The following is a 16,037-nucleotide window of genomic DNA, read 5'->3' on the forward strand; positions in this document are numbered from 1 at the left end:
TGTGAAATACCTTATAATTAAATCGATTATAACATGACTAAAAGAAAGCTATCATTAGTAATGACTATATTGGCTATGTTTTTAACTATTTTAAATTTTGACTTTGCTACTTTCAATATTGAATCAAAAAGCACTTGGATTTTTATAAGCGCTTCAATACTTCTTATTGCATCGGTAGTATTACTATTTATCAATAAAACTATAAAAATTGAAGAAAAAACCAAATAAATTAGGTGCGAAAAAAAGTGTAAAATTTACTTTAACAATCGTTGTTGTACTATTTTTGATAGAAATAAGTTATTCTTTTTTTAAAGGAACTTTTTTTCCCTTTATTTTAAACTAAAAGCTGTTTATTAAATACACAAAAACGTGTTTAGAAGTTAAAAAAGATAGTCCGTTCGAACTTTTTTTTCCTGCTAATTATTTTTAATTAAAGATATATAAAATTAAAATCCCTTTTAAAAACATATTTTTAAAAGGGATTTCAGTTCAGTTTAGATACTTTTTTTTAAAGAACTATTTTAAAACAACCGCCTTTTCGATAAGAACATCAAAAACATAGCCTGCTCCGAAATCTTTATTCAAAATAACAGTTCCTTTTAGCGTAATAATATCGCCAATTTTTACGATTTCATCGCTAGTTACGGTAATATCATATTGCCCGTTCCCTGTTGTTCCGTCTTGTAAATGGATGAAATTAACACCCATAATTCCATTATTTACCTTTACAGCTTTCCCTTTAATAATAACCTGTTTATTTTGATACGCTTTTGGGTTTTCAAAAAGATCGGCAACTCGTATTCCGTTGCTTGCTTTTTCAATAATACCTACTTTCGATTTTGGTGTCGTATTCTTTTTTTTAACAGCATTTACCTTCTTATTAGTTTCTTTTTTAGGCTTGCTCCCTACTTCATTATTTTTTTCTCGAATCCCCTGTGCAAAAATAACACGGTCAAAAGTTCGTTTTAAAATTTTACTTTCAAAATTTCTCATTTCCATTCCTCCATCGTAATAATAAGTAGCACCTATTTTTACTTGTTTTCCTGGAACGGCAATCCAATATTGTTTCTCTTTTTCTGAAACTTTCAAGTAAACATAACCTCCTGCAGGTATTTTTTCAATTACAACCACTTTGTGTGTGTTTGAAGAGCTTGCTATTGTTTCATTGGTTTTTTCTACAGCAACTTTTTCTGTTGTAGATTCTTGATTTTTAGTTGTTACTTTTCCTGAATTTTTACACCCTGTTAAAACACTTGTTATTACTAAAAAAATTACGGTAAAATACTTCATTATTCTTGTTTTGTTTTAAGGTTAAAATTACAGCTTTTTACTAAAATTAAGCGTATTTTATGCTAATTTTACTAAGAGATTTTTTAGTACTTTTATCCTATGAAAAAAAAGAAAATTATAAAAATTACTATCATCATTATTACAACGCTATTTGTGATGATTGCTGGAGTACTACTCTACGGATATTGCTATTTTAAAGAGGCCTACAATACCGAAAACAAACCCTATAAAAACTACATTGGTTATATCGATCAAAACAAAGCTTTACTTAATAATAAATATCAATTATGTAATGATGGTGATATTTACAACACTTATAGCGGAGCTAGTTTAAAAGCCTATAAAGGCTCTAAAAAACAGTTTAGAGATGCTTTAAATGCCAATTTTAACACTAATAATTATACTGATTCAGGTTATTTAAATTTTCGATTTTTAGTGAATTGTGAAGGAAATGCAGGTTGGTTTGAAACTATTCAAATGGATTTAGACTTAAAAGAAGCGACTTTAAATACAAATATGGTTAATGAGCTTTTTAAGTTTACCTCAAAACCAGCTCGTTGGAATATTATTCCTTACAATAACGAACCTCAAAATTATTATATGTACGTATCTTATAGAATAGAAAATGGAAAAGTTACTCAAATTATCCCTTAGTATTAGCATTGTTTTGATGGTTGTATCTTGTGAAAAAGAAACCGTTTTAAACGCATCAGAAAAAAGAATGCTTGCCGAAAAAAGATATGAAAAAGCTATCAAATTCAGGCAAGGTTCTACTCCATTTCAAAATGGTATTGCTGAAGCCGTAACAATAGATTCAACCTATGAGGCAGCTGTTTACGAATTATCTGTTGCACATTTAAAAAGAGGAATGCCTCATAAATGGAAACCTCAATATAACAAAGCTGTAAAATTAGATTCTATTAAAAGAATTCCATGGCGTGGTTATTTGTATTTGTGGTTTTACCGTGATTATAAAAAAGCAATTGCAGATTTTGATATGAGTGATGTTTTAACACCTAATTTTATTGATGCTCCTCAAGGACTTAGTGTAGATTGTTGGCGTGGTATTGCTTATTTAGGTTTAAATAATTATAAGAAAGCTATCTTTTATTTTGATAAATATATAAAAAAAGAAATTGAAGATTTTAGTGAAAACTCTGTTGATGTTACTGCTTTTTTATACCAAGGAATTGCCTATCTTGAATTAAAAAATTACGCTAAAGCTGAAGCTTCTTTTAATAAGATGATAAAAAACTCTTACGGTTTTAGTGCCGATGCTAAATATTACAAAGCATTGATATTATCTAAACAAGGAAAAAACGAAGAAGCAAAAATAATGCTAACTACTGCTCTTAAAGATTTTAATGATGGTTACTACAATAAAAGACCTTATATAGAAGCTTTAAGACAATTATATTTAGGCGATTATCAAGAGTTAGAAGCCACTTTATAAAATGCTTTAAAAAATTAAAAAGCTACAAAATTAATGAATGATAAATTACACAATCAAATTATAGATAATTACGATACGTTAAAATATGCCTTGTTAAAAGCACAAACTTTTGATGAATCTCATTTTGGTTTTCCTGAAATTTATTATAAAATAATGGAAACTGATACACAAAGAGTCAACGCATTTAAAAAAGCTTTTGAGCTACATAATAACTTTAAAGATACCGTTGTTTGTGAAATTGGCGTTGGTACTTTACCGCTAACAAAATTATATATGCCGTATGTTAAAAAGGCGTATTTAATTGAAAACAATCCTGATTTAATCCCTTTTATCAACAAAGAAATTCAAAAATACGATTGGAAAGATAAAGTAGAAGTTATTTATGCCGATGCACTTACCGTCAATTTACCCGAAAAAGTTGACCATATTATTGGTGAATTAATGAGTATTTATTGTGCTAATGAATTTCAAGTACAAATTTTTCAGCATATGCGTCAGTTTTTAAAACCTGATGGTAAATTATTCCCAAATAGAATTGTAAACTTTGCAAGGTTATGCGAGGCTGAAATAGATGAAAATGTACACCATTATCCTGTAATGTTTACAAGACATCAGCCGATGTTTTTATCGCAACAATTTTTAGCTAATGAAATCGAATTGTTAAAAGAGAAAAAAGAAGGTGTAAATTTAAGTTTTTCAGTTCCTGCTTTATTTTCGGGCACAATTAATGCTTTGTATTTAGAATCGTATGTAGAAGTTACAGAAGGTGCTAATTTTACAGGAACAGATAGTTTAATGCCTCCTACCGTTTTAAAAACCACCAATACTTTAGATGTTAAAGCAGGTGATTTAATACATATTGATTTTAGTTTTAAATATGGCGATTCTCTTGATAAAATTAGCTGTATGCTTTCTTAATTTTAGAGTAAACATTATTTATTAAGATACGATTTCAATATCAAAACCAATAATATCTCTAACGCCTTTTTCAGCTAAATTTATGGGCTGAATAGGCGTTACATAATGCCATAAATCAGTTCCGAACTCTTTTTCTTCGCCAGTATCTGCTTGAAAAGCAAATTCTCCTTCTTCTAAAATCGTATTAAAAATAAGTTCTTTTTTTTCTGAAATAGCTTCAAAAATTTGAGTTTCTCCACCTAAAATATTCGTTCTGTTGATAACCAAAGCAGACACAATATATTTTGCACCATCTTCATGAACACCTTCTGGAGAGTTTTCTCCTTTTATCTGAATATCAGAAATTGTGCGCATAAAATGACTCGTAATTTTTATCTTTTGAACCGTTGGATGAATTTCACTTATCAAAAGAAATACTTGTTTTAAAAGAGTTTTAAATAATTCATTTTCTACGGATGCTTTAGATGCTTGTTTAAAAACACGTTTCCAAACTCTAAAATCAGATACATCTTGTTTAAATGATTTTACTTCAATTCGTTTTACAAGTAAATTATCTCTTTGTTTTTTTGATAATTTTTCTACTGTAAAAGAAGATATATTTCGTTGTCTTGTAATTTTAGAAAGGATTAAAAATTCTTTCTTTTGATTTTCTGATAACTTATCAATCCACGGATTTAAAACAGTTTTTGATAACTTTCCTTCAAAATAATCTTGATGTATTTTTTCTAAAGAAATTCTATCTTCTATAAAAATCGACTTTAAAAATGCAATTTGATTATTTTTAACCAAATACTCATCATCCATTAAATCAGCATCAAAAAAAGGTTTAAAAGATGCTATAAAATCAGCTTTATTAATGGCTAAATCAGTTAACGAACCAATACGGATTGGCGCTTTTATAGTTCGTTTTAATTGTTCGGATATCTCTTTTTCAGTAATCATTTTTATACTACTTCTTCAGCTTCTTGAAACATCAAATATTTTTCCACTGTTTTATTTACTGGCGGTATATCTTGTTCAACAATGGTAATTAATAATTCTTTTGTTATGGGAGCAATTGCAATAATTCTGTTTGCTTGATATTCAATTATTTTTTCAAAAAGATTTCTTGCTACACGAGCATTTCCAAAGTTTTTATCCTTTTTTCCGTAAAGTTTTTCAAAGATAAATAAGAGCTTTTCTTTAGCTTCAGAAGCTAGAACAAAATCGTTCTTTTTACAAAAAAGTTCAAAAATAGCGACCAATTCTGTCGGTTTATAATGGTCGAAAGTAAAATACCTGTTAAAACGAGATTGTAATCCTGGGTTTGAATTGACAAAGCTTTTCATTTCATCAGGATATCCAGCAACAATAACGACCAATTCTTTTCTGTGGTCTTCCATTTTTTTCAGCAATACTTCAATTGCTTCGTTTCCAAAATCTTTTTTAGCATCTTTTGCCAACGCATATGCTTCATCAATAAATAAAACACCATTTAACGAAGCAGTTACAATTTCTTCTACTTTTAAAGCTGTTTGCCCAACATACCCCGCAACCATTCCACTACGGTCAGTTTCTATTAAATGTCCTTTTTCTAAGTATCCTAAATGTTTGTATATTTTAGAAATTAAACGTGCTACCGTGGTCTTTCCTGTTCCTGGAGGCCCCATAAAAACAGAATGCAACGAATTATTTACACTTTTTAATCCTTCAGATTCTCGTAATTTTTGAACCTTTAAAAAATTCGATAATTCAGCAATTGCAACTTTAATATTGTCCAAACCTACCAATTGATTCAATTCTTCTAAAACTTCTTCTAAAGTCTCATTTTCATCAATCTCAACCTCTTTTACACCTTGTAATTTCTCCTTCGGATGCTGTAATTTATCGTTTATCTTTTTAAGAATTTCTTGTTCTTTTTCAGATACTGTTCCATCTGCTTTTACAATTAAAGAAGCAATTCGATATAAAAAAGCAGCTGAATTTGAAAAATGTGGATTCTTTAATCGCTTTAAAATTAACGGTAACAAAAACTCATTTTTATAGGTATCTCCTAAATCAAAAAGAGTGGCTTTTTTTATAATTTCAATATTTTTATCAAAACTATCCGAAGCAACAAATTCATTTATTCGAGCGATACTCAAACTACTTATAATATCATTTCCTTGTAATTTTTCAAACAAAAAAGCCAATAAAAATTTAATTCTTAGCGTTGCTACTTTATTTTCTTCACTTGTTAAATTACAAACCTTATTAAAAACTTTAATAATATCTTGTAATATGATGTGTTCGGCTGTAAATTTTACGGCATCATCAGTTTTAGTTACAATATCATTAATTACTGATGAAAATCGTTTGTTATTATTTAAATCGTCTGCTAAATTTTGAATTTTATCACCTTCATTTTTTAAAATTTCTAAAAAAGAAGCATCGATATCAAAATTAGTAGCACTACTCTCTTTTTGATTTACAAAGCGTTTAAATTTATCAGTAAAAGAAGCTAAATTTTTCTTTTCTTCATTTACTGATACACCTAAATCGCTCACCAAATTTCTTATTAATGATAAATGCTCTTCATCAAAAGAAAGAAATTCGTCATTTTTTAAAGCCGTAATTTCTAATAAATACGTGTTACTTTTTGTGTGAATATGTTTTGAGGTAATTACAAAATCGAAATTATTGCTATCTTTCTTTGACGAATAAAGCAATAATAAATCTTCATCTTTAATTTTCAGTTTTGAAAAATCGGCAGAAATAGCAATTATTTTTAAAGGATTTACCAATTTCCCTTTAAAAAAATAAGGCGTATTTTCTAAAGATAATTTCTTAAAAAACAGGTCGATTATTTTATACGATTTTGTACTATTCATAGACTATTTATTATTAATTTTTTGAATCTATTGCCATCATTGCATCTTCTACTTGATGCACTAATTCATCAAAATGAGGTAATCTTTTAGTATCTCTATTTCGTTGAAAAGGTAAATCGACATTAATATGTTTTACAAAATTTGACGGTGCGTGTTTCATTATGTAAATATCATCAGCTAAATACACCGCTTCTTGAATATCATGCGTTACAAACAAAATAGTTGGGCTAAATTTCTCCCAAATATTGATTAATAAATCTTGCATTTGTAACCTCGTTTTAACATCTAAAGCTCCGAAAGGCTCATCCATCAATAAAATTTCTGGATTCGACATTAAACTACGTGCAATGGCTATTCGCTGTAACTGTCCTCCTGATAAATTAGGATATTGCGCATACTTTTTTTCGTGTCCGTCTAAACCTACTAATTGAATCATTTCCATAGCACGTTCATCACGTTCTTTTTTAGAAATCCCTTCAAATTTTAATGCTAAACCAACATTATCTAAAACAGTCATCCAAGGTAAAGAAGAATATTGCTGAAAAACCATACTCACCCTATTTTGTTTGCTAACAGGTTGCCCTTTTACCAAAACACTTCCTGATGTTGGTTGTTGCAAACCTGCTATATAACGCAATAAAGTAGATTTCCCACAGCCTGACATTCCTAAAATAACAGCGAGTTGCCCTTGCATTGGTTTGTCTTCGATTAGTAAATCTAAATTTTGAATAATTTTAGTTTGTCCGTTATTATACGACTGCTCAATATTGCGTAATTCAATAATATTAGATGCCTGTGCGTTGTCTGTAAATAGTAAACTCATCGTTTATTTTTTATTAACGTTTGTTGGTATTAATGTGTTTGTAAGGAAACAATAGTTTGTCTATAATTACAAATAATCGGTCTTGTATTACGCCAATAATAACAATGATAATTAATATTGCAAACGCCTTATCTATTCTACTTTGTCTTTTTGCTGTCCAAATTAACTCACCAATTCCACCTCCTTTATTTAGCATTTCTACAATGGTAATATATGTCCAAGAAATTGCGGTTAATACTCGAATATCATCAATTAATTTTGAAAATACATACGGCATATAAACCGATTTTATAGTTTGCCATGGTGTTGCTCCTAAAGTAAAAACAGTATTTAAATATACTTTTTGAACCTCATCGATTCGCTGAACCACAACAGGAATTAAATAAACAATAATACCAAAAGCTAAAAAACTAACTTTCATTTGACTTCCTAAACCGAGCCACATAATAAAAATTCCTGTTACTGCTGTTAGCGGAATAAAACGGTATGAATCAATTATTTTGCTAAACAAACCTCTAAAAAGAGGTACTAATCCTAATAAAAATCCAATCGGAATTGCAATAATAATTGCTAATAAATATCCTAAAACATTTAATTTAATTGATAAAAAAGTATTTCCAATAACGTCATCATCCTTATTTAATTCAGGAAAAGCTTTGATTACTTTTATTGGCGAAGGTAAAATAGGATATACTTTGTTTTTAACTAAACCTAACTCTTTTAAATTCTCTATACTTTTTGTTTCTAAAAGTGTATAATTAGCAACTAAAAGCGAATCGCTTTCGTAGTATTTTCTATTTTCTTCGGATAAAGAACTAGGTGAAATTTTATCGTTTTGAGTAATAATTGTTTTCGATAAAACTTCTGCAAATACAAACCAAAATAACATCAAAATTACGCTTCCCAGAATGGTTAGCGTAATTTTTTCTTTTGATGTAAGTTCTCCTCGTAACTCAAATAATTTTTTATAATTCATTAGTCTACAACTAATTCAAAATCGGTTCTTCTATTTTTAGCCTGACAGTTTTTATTCTGATTTCTCTCACAACCAGCAACTGGTTTATCAGGTCCATTTCCTAAAATAATAAACCTATTTTTAGGCATATTATGTTCATCAATTAAATAATTAGCAACCGATTGTGCTCTTCTTCTAGAAAGTAACACATTAGAACCTCTTTTTCCAACATTATCTGTATTTCCTTCAATACGGATGCGTGTATTTGCAAAAGCTTTTGCTATTGGCGTAAATTGTACGTCTATTAATTGCTTTGCATTATCACTTAAAATAAACTGACCTGTTCTAAAACTGATACTTACTTTTTTTGATGATAAAGATGCCTTTTTAGCTAATTTATCATTGGCTTTAGAAAATTGTTTTTCTTTTTCTGAAACATGATTTGCTCCTGTTAACGAAGTTGTTTTTGTTACTAAATCTTTTGTAGAAAGTAATCTCCAACTTTTTGCACCTGAAGTATTGTATCCTAAATTTTGATACTTTACTTTCATTTTATTGTATAAATTTTCTCCTGTTACACCGTTGTAATTAGTATTTAATCCGAAGAAATTTTGATTATCGCCATGCGTAGCTAAACGTACATTATTAATCGCATCATAACAAAAATCTTCTGGTTGCGATAAACCTTCAGCTAAAATTTTAGCTGCTTTCTTTTTATTAGCATCCGAATTATTAAGTTCAGATGCTCCAATCATCCAACCTTCGTATAATTCTCTTAATTGTTCTTTATTATTTTCGATAAAATCTTTTTTAGCGACAAAAACATCAGCAATAATATGCGTTGCATTTTTAGTACTTTCTAAAACCCTAGCTCCTGCTACTTTTTGAACACAATCTGCATCATCAGGACTCCAAACAACGGCAGCATCTACAGTTCCACTTTTAAAAGCATCGGCAGCATCAATAGCACTTGGTACTTCAATTATTTTAACATCTTTTACACTGATATCTCCAGCTTCTAATAACCAAATTAAAAACGAGTGCGATGGTGTCATTGGTGCTACTGCAATTTTCTTACCTCTTAAATCGCTTACTTTATTAATTCCTCTACGTGCAACAATTGCATCTCCTCCACGACTCCAATCTGCTTGAAAAACAACTTGTGGTTGATATTGCGATAATCCTGCTACTTCGGTAGGAAAGGCATCAATAGTTGCCCACATTAAATCGATATCGCCATTTTTAAACGCATCACGAGAAGCATCAAAATCATCAATTACTTTAAAATTTACTTTAAATCCGTAATCTTTATAAAATCGAGAATTTGTATTTGCTTTAAAACCTTCATTAAAATACTGTCCACCAGCATAACCTCCCCAAGTAACAACTCCGATATTCAGTACATCTTGATACCCTTCTTTAGTTTCTGAATTATCAGCACTTGCAGTTACTTCATTTATTTTGTCTTTAACTTTTGGGTCTCTTAGTTTATTTAATAAAAAATAAACACCTCCAATAATTACTGCAACAATTAATATTTTAGATAATGGAGTTAATTTTTTTCCTGCCATAATTTACTATTTACTTTTTTTGATATTATTTTTAGATTGTAAAGATTTAAAAATTGAATAAATCTGAATACTGATTATTATGATTTTTGTTTTTCTTTAATGTTGGTGCATCTAAATCTACACTATGACTGTCATTTACTAATAAATCTTTTTGATTTCCAAGGATTAAAGAAACTCCTTCTTTTTCCCATTTATCTAATAACTCTAAACCTTCTTCTTCAAAAATTCCGTTTTGTAAATCGATAGAATCCATAAAACCGTTTGACATTTCCATAAAACGCTCCATTTCACCAATTTTCATACTAACATCATCAGCAATTGCTTCTAAAGCTCTATCAAACATTTCTTTTTTATCGTTGTTCCCAGAAATAATATTTATTGCCGATTTCATAGCAGAATGACTCGCACGTATTGCTTTACGTTCTTGTTCTTTTACCATTACTTGGTCTTCAATATCTTCTACTAAAATTTCAGAATTTTCATACATTTTTGTTAATACTCTGTATAAAATTTCCATTTTTCTGTACAACTCATCAAGCTTTAAATTAGATTCTCTTAATCTTCCTGCTTTTCGAGATTTCAGAATCATAATTCCTTTTTTATCTTTCTCTTTGGCAGCACTTGCAAGCTTTAAGTTGTTATTGATATTCTTTTTATTTTCATTCATTATTTGCTGTAGCCTTCTCATTTGACCTTTTAAAACAGCAATTTGTTTGTTCATTTTCTTTAAGTTATCTTTTAAATCATCAATATAACTTTTTAAAATTCCTATTGGGTCAATTAAAATAAATAAACCTGTAATCCATCGCATAAATGATTTATACATATAAAAAATCAGGTTACGCATTTTAGGATCTAAAATCATATAAATTAACGCTCCTAAACCTGCTAAAAGTAATCCTAAATGTAAGGTGTTTTCAACAATATTAATAAGATAAGGCAGTGCTTTGTATAAAAAATACATACTTCCACCTGCTAATAGTGCTGTAAAAAACATTCCTGTTTTTCCTTCTGGTTTTTCCCAAAAAGATTTGGGTGCAAAATTTTCCATTATTTTATATATTGTTTTATTTTTTGTGCATCTTGTTCAAACTGCGTTCTTAAATGTAAGTACGACATTTTAAAATCATTTTGAGTTTTTGTAATTTTATGGCTACTATCAGCTATCAATTTTTTTAACTCTTCAATTTGATTTTGATGCTTTGTAATTTCGTTTGTAAGTTGTTTTATTTTTTCTGATTTTTCATTAACAACCGCTTCAAACTGTGTAATTTCTTTTTCTTTATTACCTATTTTAGCTACTAATTGCCCTTCAAAAGCTTTTGTAAAAGTACTATTTTCAGTATCTAATACCCCAATATAATGATTTATAGTTTCTAATAAACTCTCTAAAGTTGCTCCCATTGTCGAAGCTGCTGCATAGGTTGAACGATATTTTGTAGCCTCGTCCATCGGAATTTTTTCTAAAGCTTTTAAGGCTTTTTTAAATTCTAGATAATCAAATCCTTCTAAGTTATTGTTTTCAATTGCTACTAATAATTTTTCTACAATAGCATTATCAACAGTACCACTAGTATTTGTGTTAGAACTTATAGGTGCTGATTCATTTACAACACTTACTTTTTCTACTGATGATTTTGGTGTCTCTTTTGAAACTACCTTTTTCTTGTTCACCTCTTCACTTTCATCTTCAGTAAAAAATAGCGATTTTAAATTTTTTAACATAGTTACTCTAGTTTTAACAAATTTAAAAAAATTAACCAAGTAAAAGTCTTTATCCTAATACATTACTTTACAAATTTATTCCAACCTAATTTTAAAACCACTAATAAGACTAAGAATATAGCTATAAGCTGAGTAAAACTACCAATAAAGAAAACACCTATAATTGCTTTTTGAATAAAATAGGTACTTAAAAAAGTAATAAATAAGATGATAAATAAGCCTGATAATTTATCAAAACCAGGAATTTCTTTTAAAGGAACTGTTTTTTTAATAATTAAAAACAGCAATATCATAGCTATTATCGGTAAATAATAGGTTACTAATTGAAGTTGCATTAAATTTTTACGCAAGAAGAAAAAATTATAAATAACCAAAATAATAGCTAAAAGACCAGGTATCGCTAAAGCATATATTAAAATACTATACACATATAAAATTGGCGATTTAGGACGAATCATATTTGAAAATAAAAGCCCTAATAATGTAACTAAAAGTAAGGCTACATAGTAGTTTATTATATTGTTTGAATTATTACTAAGTATGTTTATAAGGTCGTATACTGTCATGTTTTTCTTCTTTTATAGCTGACTCACAAATTTATAAGAATAATACTATTGATTTAGTTTTTACCTAAAAAATATCAAAAAACAAATAATAACAGCTTTTATAAACGTATTTTTTACTTTTGATGATATTAAAAATCGGTATCATTATAAAGGTTTACATTTGATGTGAAATTCAAAATGATATGCTATGGAATTTTTATACTTTATAATGCCCTTACTCTGTTTTTATTTTATCAATAAAAATATCAACAAAAAATTTGAGCAACTCAATAAAACAATTGCAGATTTACAAAAAGAAATTTTTTCAAAAAACACCGTTATAGCTAATAAAAATGTAGCATCCGAAGAAGAAGAAATAGTAACTCCGATAATTCCTACTCCTAAAAAAGAGGAAATTATAATACCTCCTATTACTGATTCTTTAAAAGTCAATCCTATTTTAGAGGATAAAAAAACAATAGAAAAACCGATTAAAGATACCATAAAATCAATTCCTAAAAAATCATTTTTTGAACGATTTAAGGAGAAAAATCCTGATTTAGAAAAGTTCATCGGTGAAAATTTGATTAATAAACTTGGAATCTTAATTTTAGTATTAGGTATTAGTTTTTTTGTAAAATATGCCATTGATAAAGATTGGATAAACGAACCTGCAAGAGTTGGAATTGGTGTTTTATGTGGTTCTTTAATTATGGTAATTGCTCATAAATTAAAGAAAAATTACACTTCTTTTAGTTCTGTTTTAGTGGCGGGAGCTATTAGTATTTTTTACTTTACTATTTATATTGCTTTTCATGAATATGAGTTATTTAGTCAAACGGTAGCTTTTGCTATTATGACGGTAATAACCATTTTCAGTACGCTTGTTGCGGTTTCTTATAACCGACAAGAACTCGCTGTTTTATCATTAATTGGTGGATTTTCAGCGCCATTTATGGTAAGTACGGGCGAAGGTAATTACGTAGTTTTATTTACGTACATTGCTATTTTAAACATCGGAATATTAGGGATTTCTTATTTTAAAAAATGGCGAATTTCAACAATATTATCTTTTATATTTACAACAATATTATTCGGAAGTTGGTGTGCTTTAAAAATAGGTAGCAACACATTTTCACATTCAGGAGCTTTAATTTTTGCAACCTTATTCTATTTTATATTTAGCATCACTATTGTTTTAAATAACCTTAGAAATAAAGGTGTTTTTTCTAAAATAGAATATTTTATTTTAGTAGCAAATACCTTTGTGTTTTTCGGATTAGGAATGTTAATTTTAAATGATTTAGCATCAAATTTAACAGGATTATTTACGTTATTATTGGCACTTTATAACATTGCTTACGCTACTGTTTTATATAAAAAATTCGGATTAGATAAAAACGCTATTTACTTATTAATCGGACTTGCTTTAACTTTTGTTACCTTAACAATTCCAATTCAGTTTGAAGGTAATATCATTACTCTTTTTTGGGCTTCGGAAGCTATTTTATTATTTTGGTTATCTCAAAAATCAAAAATAAACACCTTTAAAATTGGTGGATTTATAATACAAGTTTTAACACTTATCAGTTTATTTTTAGATTGGGAAAAATACAGCTTTACAAAAGATTTAACTATCATTTTAAATCCGTTATTTATTGCAGGTTTAGTGGTTAGTAGTTCGCTATTTTTAACATACTGGTTATTAAAAAAAGAGAAAGAAATCGTTATAAAACACTTTTCTATAAATATTAATTTATATCGAAATATACTTTTAATTATCACTATTTTAATAACTTATTTTACGGGTATTTTAGAAGTAAATTATCAAGCTTATCAATATTTAAAGAACACTTTTTCTGCCTTATCTTTTCCTGTCACATATCATTTTATATTTATTACGACCATATTATATGTAGCATCAATATTAAAAAATAAAAATATTTCAAAAGGAATTTTAGTGGTAGGTATTGTTTCAACAGCACTTTATATTGTTGATTTTTACAAATTACCTGCAAACGAATTAATTGAAAACTTCGTAGAAAACACTGATACAAACTATGCTTTTTACTTTCATTATATCGTTTTAAGTTGTTTAATTTATTTTGGATATCAGTGTTATTTAAAATTTAATATTTTATTTAAAATACGACCAAAATTGGCTAAATTATTGCCTTGGATATTTACTTTTGCCATTGTATATATTTTAAGTAATGAAATAATGATACATGGTTTACATCTTTCAAATACAATTGATACAGTAGTATTATCTGAAAAATTCACGGAATCAAAAAATGATTTTTACGATAAAAATATTTTTGTACGCAGCCAAATATCAGCGACTAAAACACAAATTATTAAAATAGGATATCCAATACTTTGGGGAGTTTTTTCTTTTATCTTTTTAATTATTGGGATAAAAAAACAATGGAAAAACTTACGAGTAATCGCACTATCGTTACTTGGTTTAACTATTTTAAAACTTTTTATTTACGATATTAAAAACGTTTCAGAAACAGGAAAAATTATTGCCTTTATATTATTAGGGGTTTTAATTTTGATAATTTCTTTTGTGTATCAAAAATTAAAAAAATTAGTTATTGATGAAAAAACAGCTAAAAATGATATTGAAAATGACGCTAAAAAAAACCATCAAGATGAAAAAATATAGTTTATTAATTAGCTTATTCATTTCTCTTACTACTTTTACTCAAAATTATACAGGTAGTATTCATCCGATAAATGAAAACGGTTTGCATAAAATAATGCTACCGATAAAAGTTCGTTCGGCAGCAGCTGAAAATTACAGTTTTTTAAGAATTAAAGACTCTTTAAAAAACGATGTTCCGTATGTTTTAATATATAATAATGATAAAAAATTCTCAACCTTTGAGCAACTTAAAATAGCATCAAAAAATGTTATTAAAGATTCTGTAACGTCAATTGTAATCGAAAATAAATCCGTAGAAAAACTAGCTACAATTACGCTAAAAATTGCCAATACAAAAATAATAAAAAGCTATAATCTATACGGAAGTGACAATGGTTCTGACTGGTTTGGATTAACTTCTAATCGTATTTTATCGCATAAAAGCACACCTAAAAAAACAGCTTCAGGAAAAATATTTTTAGAGCAAACTATTCATTTCCCTTTAAATACCTATCCTTTTTTACGCATCAATTTTGATGATAAAAACTCATTACCCATAAATATTTTAGAAGCAGGAATCTATAAAAGTAAAATTTTCACTCAAAATGCAATTGAAATAAATCAATACAAACAAGAAGCTATTTCTACCGAAAAAAAGAAAAAGGTTACACAACTTAAATTTACGGCTGAAAATTCGCATAAAATAAATAGTATTTCTTTTAAAATTGACACTGATTTTTTTCTAAGAAATGCTAAAATCCTTGTAAAAAGAGAACGAAAAATTAAAAAACGTGTAGAAACTTACACTGAAAACATCGCTTCTTTTCAATTAAATTCTAAAAACAAAAACTCATTTACGTTTAACAACTTAAACGAAAAAGAGTTTATCATAGCAATTGAAAATAAAGATAATCCTGCTTTAGCAATAGAAAATATCCAATTATTTCAGAAGCCAATTTATTTAATTGCTAATTTAAAGAAAGCAAATAATTACAAAATAATAGTTGATTCTACCTTAACAAAACCGTCGTACGATTTAGAAAATTTCATTTCATCGACTACAAAAAATATCACAGAAACAAGTATTACATCGTTTTCTAAAAACAAAACTAAAACTGTATCGCCTAAAAATACACCTTTTTGGCAAACCACTATTTTTATGTGGATTTGTATTGTATTAAGTGGTGGTTTTATTATTTATTTTGCTTTTTCTTTGATAAAAGATATTGGTAATCAAGAAAAAAAACAATCTTAAAAA

The 16,037-nt window shown here is 27.9% G+C and carries 15 protein-coding genes; 6 read left to right on the plus strand and 9 right to left on the minus strand.

Features of this window, described 5'->3' with window-relative positions; genetic code table 11:
- Positions 1-33 precede the first annotated feature (33 nt).
- Entirely contained in the window at positions 34-228 is a 195-nt protein-coding gene (locus ABNT14_RS11335; RefSeq protein ID WP_101931406.1) for a hypothetical protein, read from the plus strand.
- A 288-nt stretch (positions 229-516) separates the two neighbouring features.
- Here ABNT14_RS11335 and ABNT14_RS11340 read toward each other — a convergent pair whose 3' ends face one another.
- On the minus strand, positions 517-1,290 hold the full coding sequence (locus tag ABNT14_RS11340; protein ID WP_101903305.1) for a hypothetical protein: 774 nt from the start codon (positions 1,288-1,290) through the stop codon (positions 517-519).
- 99 nt (positions 1,291-1,389) lie between these two features.
- Between ABNT14_RS11340 and ABNT14_RS11345 the strand changes: the two genes are divergently transcribed.
- From ABNT14_RS11345 to ABNT14_RS11355, 3 genes are read left to right on the plus strand one after another with little or no spacing between them, the layout of a single operon-like run.
- On the plus strand, positions 1,390-1,944 hold the full coding sequence (locus tag ABNT14_RS11345) for a hypothetical protein (RefSeq protein WP_101931408.1): 555 nt from the start codon (positions 1,390-1,392) through the stop codon (positions 1,942-1,944).
- A complete protein-coding gene (locus ABNT14_RS11350) occupies positions 1,916-2,743 on the plus strand; it encodes a tetratricopeptide repeat protein (protein WP_101903307.1) in 828 nt (275 codons plus the stop codon). Before ABNT14_RS11345 ends, ABNT14_RS11350 begins: the two co-directional genes overlap by 29 nt.
- Before the next feature lie 33 nt (positions 2,744-2,776).
- Positions 2,777-3,661, plus strand: a complete 885-nt coding sequence (locus ABNT14_RS11355; protein ID WP_101903308.1) for an rRNA adenine N-6-methyltransferase family protein — start codon at positions 2,777-2,779, stop codon at positions 3,659-3,661.
- Between the two features lie 21 nt (positions 3,662-3,682).
- On the opposite strand, the gene ABNT14_RS11360 is transcribed toward ABNT14_RS11355, so the two are convergent.
- The 8 genes from ABNT14_RS11360 to ABNT14_RS11395 all read right to left on the minus strand — a co-directional run bounded on the left by ABNT14_RS11360 (position 3,683) and on the right by ABNT14_RS11395 (position 12,150).
- The gene (locus ABNT14_RS11360) at positions 3,683-4,603 is read right to left on the minus strand and encodes a 2OG-Fe dioxygenase family protein (protein ID WP_101903309.1); all 921 of its coding nucleotides are present in this window, start codon (positions 4,601-4,603) and stop codon (positions 3,683-3,685) included.
- Positions 4,604-4,605: 2 nt separating this feature from the next.
- Positions 4,606-6,510: an AAA family ATPase gene (locus ABNT14_RS11365; protein WP_101903310.1), complete on the minus strand. Its 1,905-nt coding sequence runs from the start codon at positions 6,508-6,510 to the stop codon at positions 4,606-4,608.
- Between the two features lie 13 nt (positions 6,511-6,523).
- Positions 6,524-7,333, minus strand: coding sequence for an ABC transporter ATP-binding protein (locus ABNT14_RS11370; protein WP_101903311.1), 810 nt, complete (start codon positions 7,331-7,333; stop codon positions 6,524-6,526).
- Positions 7,334-7,346: 13 nt separating this feature from the next.
- Positions 7,347-8,309: an ABC transporter permease gene (locus ABNT14_RS11375; RefSeq protein WP_101903312.1), complete on the minus strand. Its 963-nt coding sequence runs from the start codon at positions 8,307-8,309 to the stop codon at positions 7,347-7,349.
- A complete protein-coding gene (locus ABNT14_RS11380; protein ID WP_101903313.1) occupies positions 8,309-9,859 on the minus strand; it encodes a phosphate ABC transporter substrate-binding/OmpA family protein in 1,551 nt (516 codons plus the stop codon). The genes ABNT14_RS11375 and ABNT14_RS11380 overlap by 1 nt, the downstream gene beginning before the upstream one ends.
- Positions 9,860-9,905: 46 nt before the next feature.
- Positions 9,906-10,910, minus strand: a complete 1,005-nt coding sequence (locus tag ABNT14_RS11385; protein WP_101903314.1) for a PspA/IM30 family protein — start codon at positions 10,908-10,910, stop codon at positions 9,906-9,908.
- Complete coding sequence (locus ABNT14_RS11390) at positions 10,910-11,584, minus strand: hypothetical protein (protein ID WP_145993584.1); 675 nt, start codon at positions 11,582-11,584, stop codon at positions 10,910-10,912. Before ABNT14_RS11390 ends, ABNT14_RS11385 begins: the two co-directional genes overlap by 1 nt.
- Positions 11,585-11,646: 62 nt before the next feature.
- Complete coding sequence (locus ABNT14_RS11395) at positions 11,647-12,150, minus strand: hypothetical protein (protein ID WP_101903316.1); 504 nt, start codon at positions 12,148-12,150, stop codon at positions 11,647-11,649.
- A gap of 187 nt (positions 12,151-12,337) precedes the next feature.
- Between ABNT14_RS11395 and ABNT14_RS11400 the strand changes: the two genes are divergently transcribed.
- Positions 12,338-14,800, plus strand: coding sequence for a DUF2339 domain-containing protein (locus ABNT14_RS11400; protein ID WP_101903317.1), 2,463 nt, complete (start codon positions 12,338-12,340; stop codon positions 14,798-14,800).
- Positions 14,787-16,034, plus strand: a complete 1,248-nt coding sequence (locus ABNT14_RS11405; RefSeq protein ID WP_145993585.1) for a hypothetical protein — start codon at positions 14,787-14,789, stop codon at positions 16,032-16,034. Before ABNT14_RS11400 ends, ABNT14_RS11405 begins: the two co-directional genes overlap by 14 nt.
- The last annotated feature ends 3 nt before the right edge of the window (positions 16,035-16,037 follow it).

The sequence above is a fragment of the Tenacibaculum dicentrarchi genome (genome assembly GCF_964036635.1).
Lineage (GTDB): Bacteria > Bacteroidota > Bacteroidia > Flavobacteriales > Flavobacteriaceae > Polaribacter > Polaribacter dicentrarchi.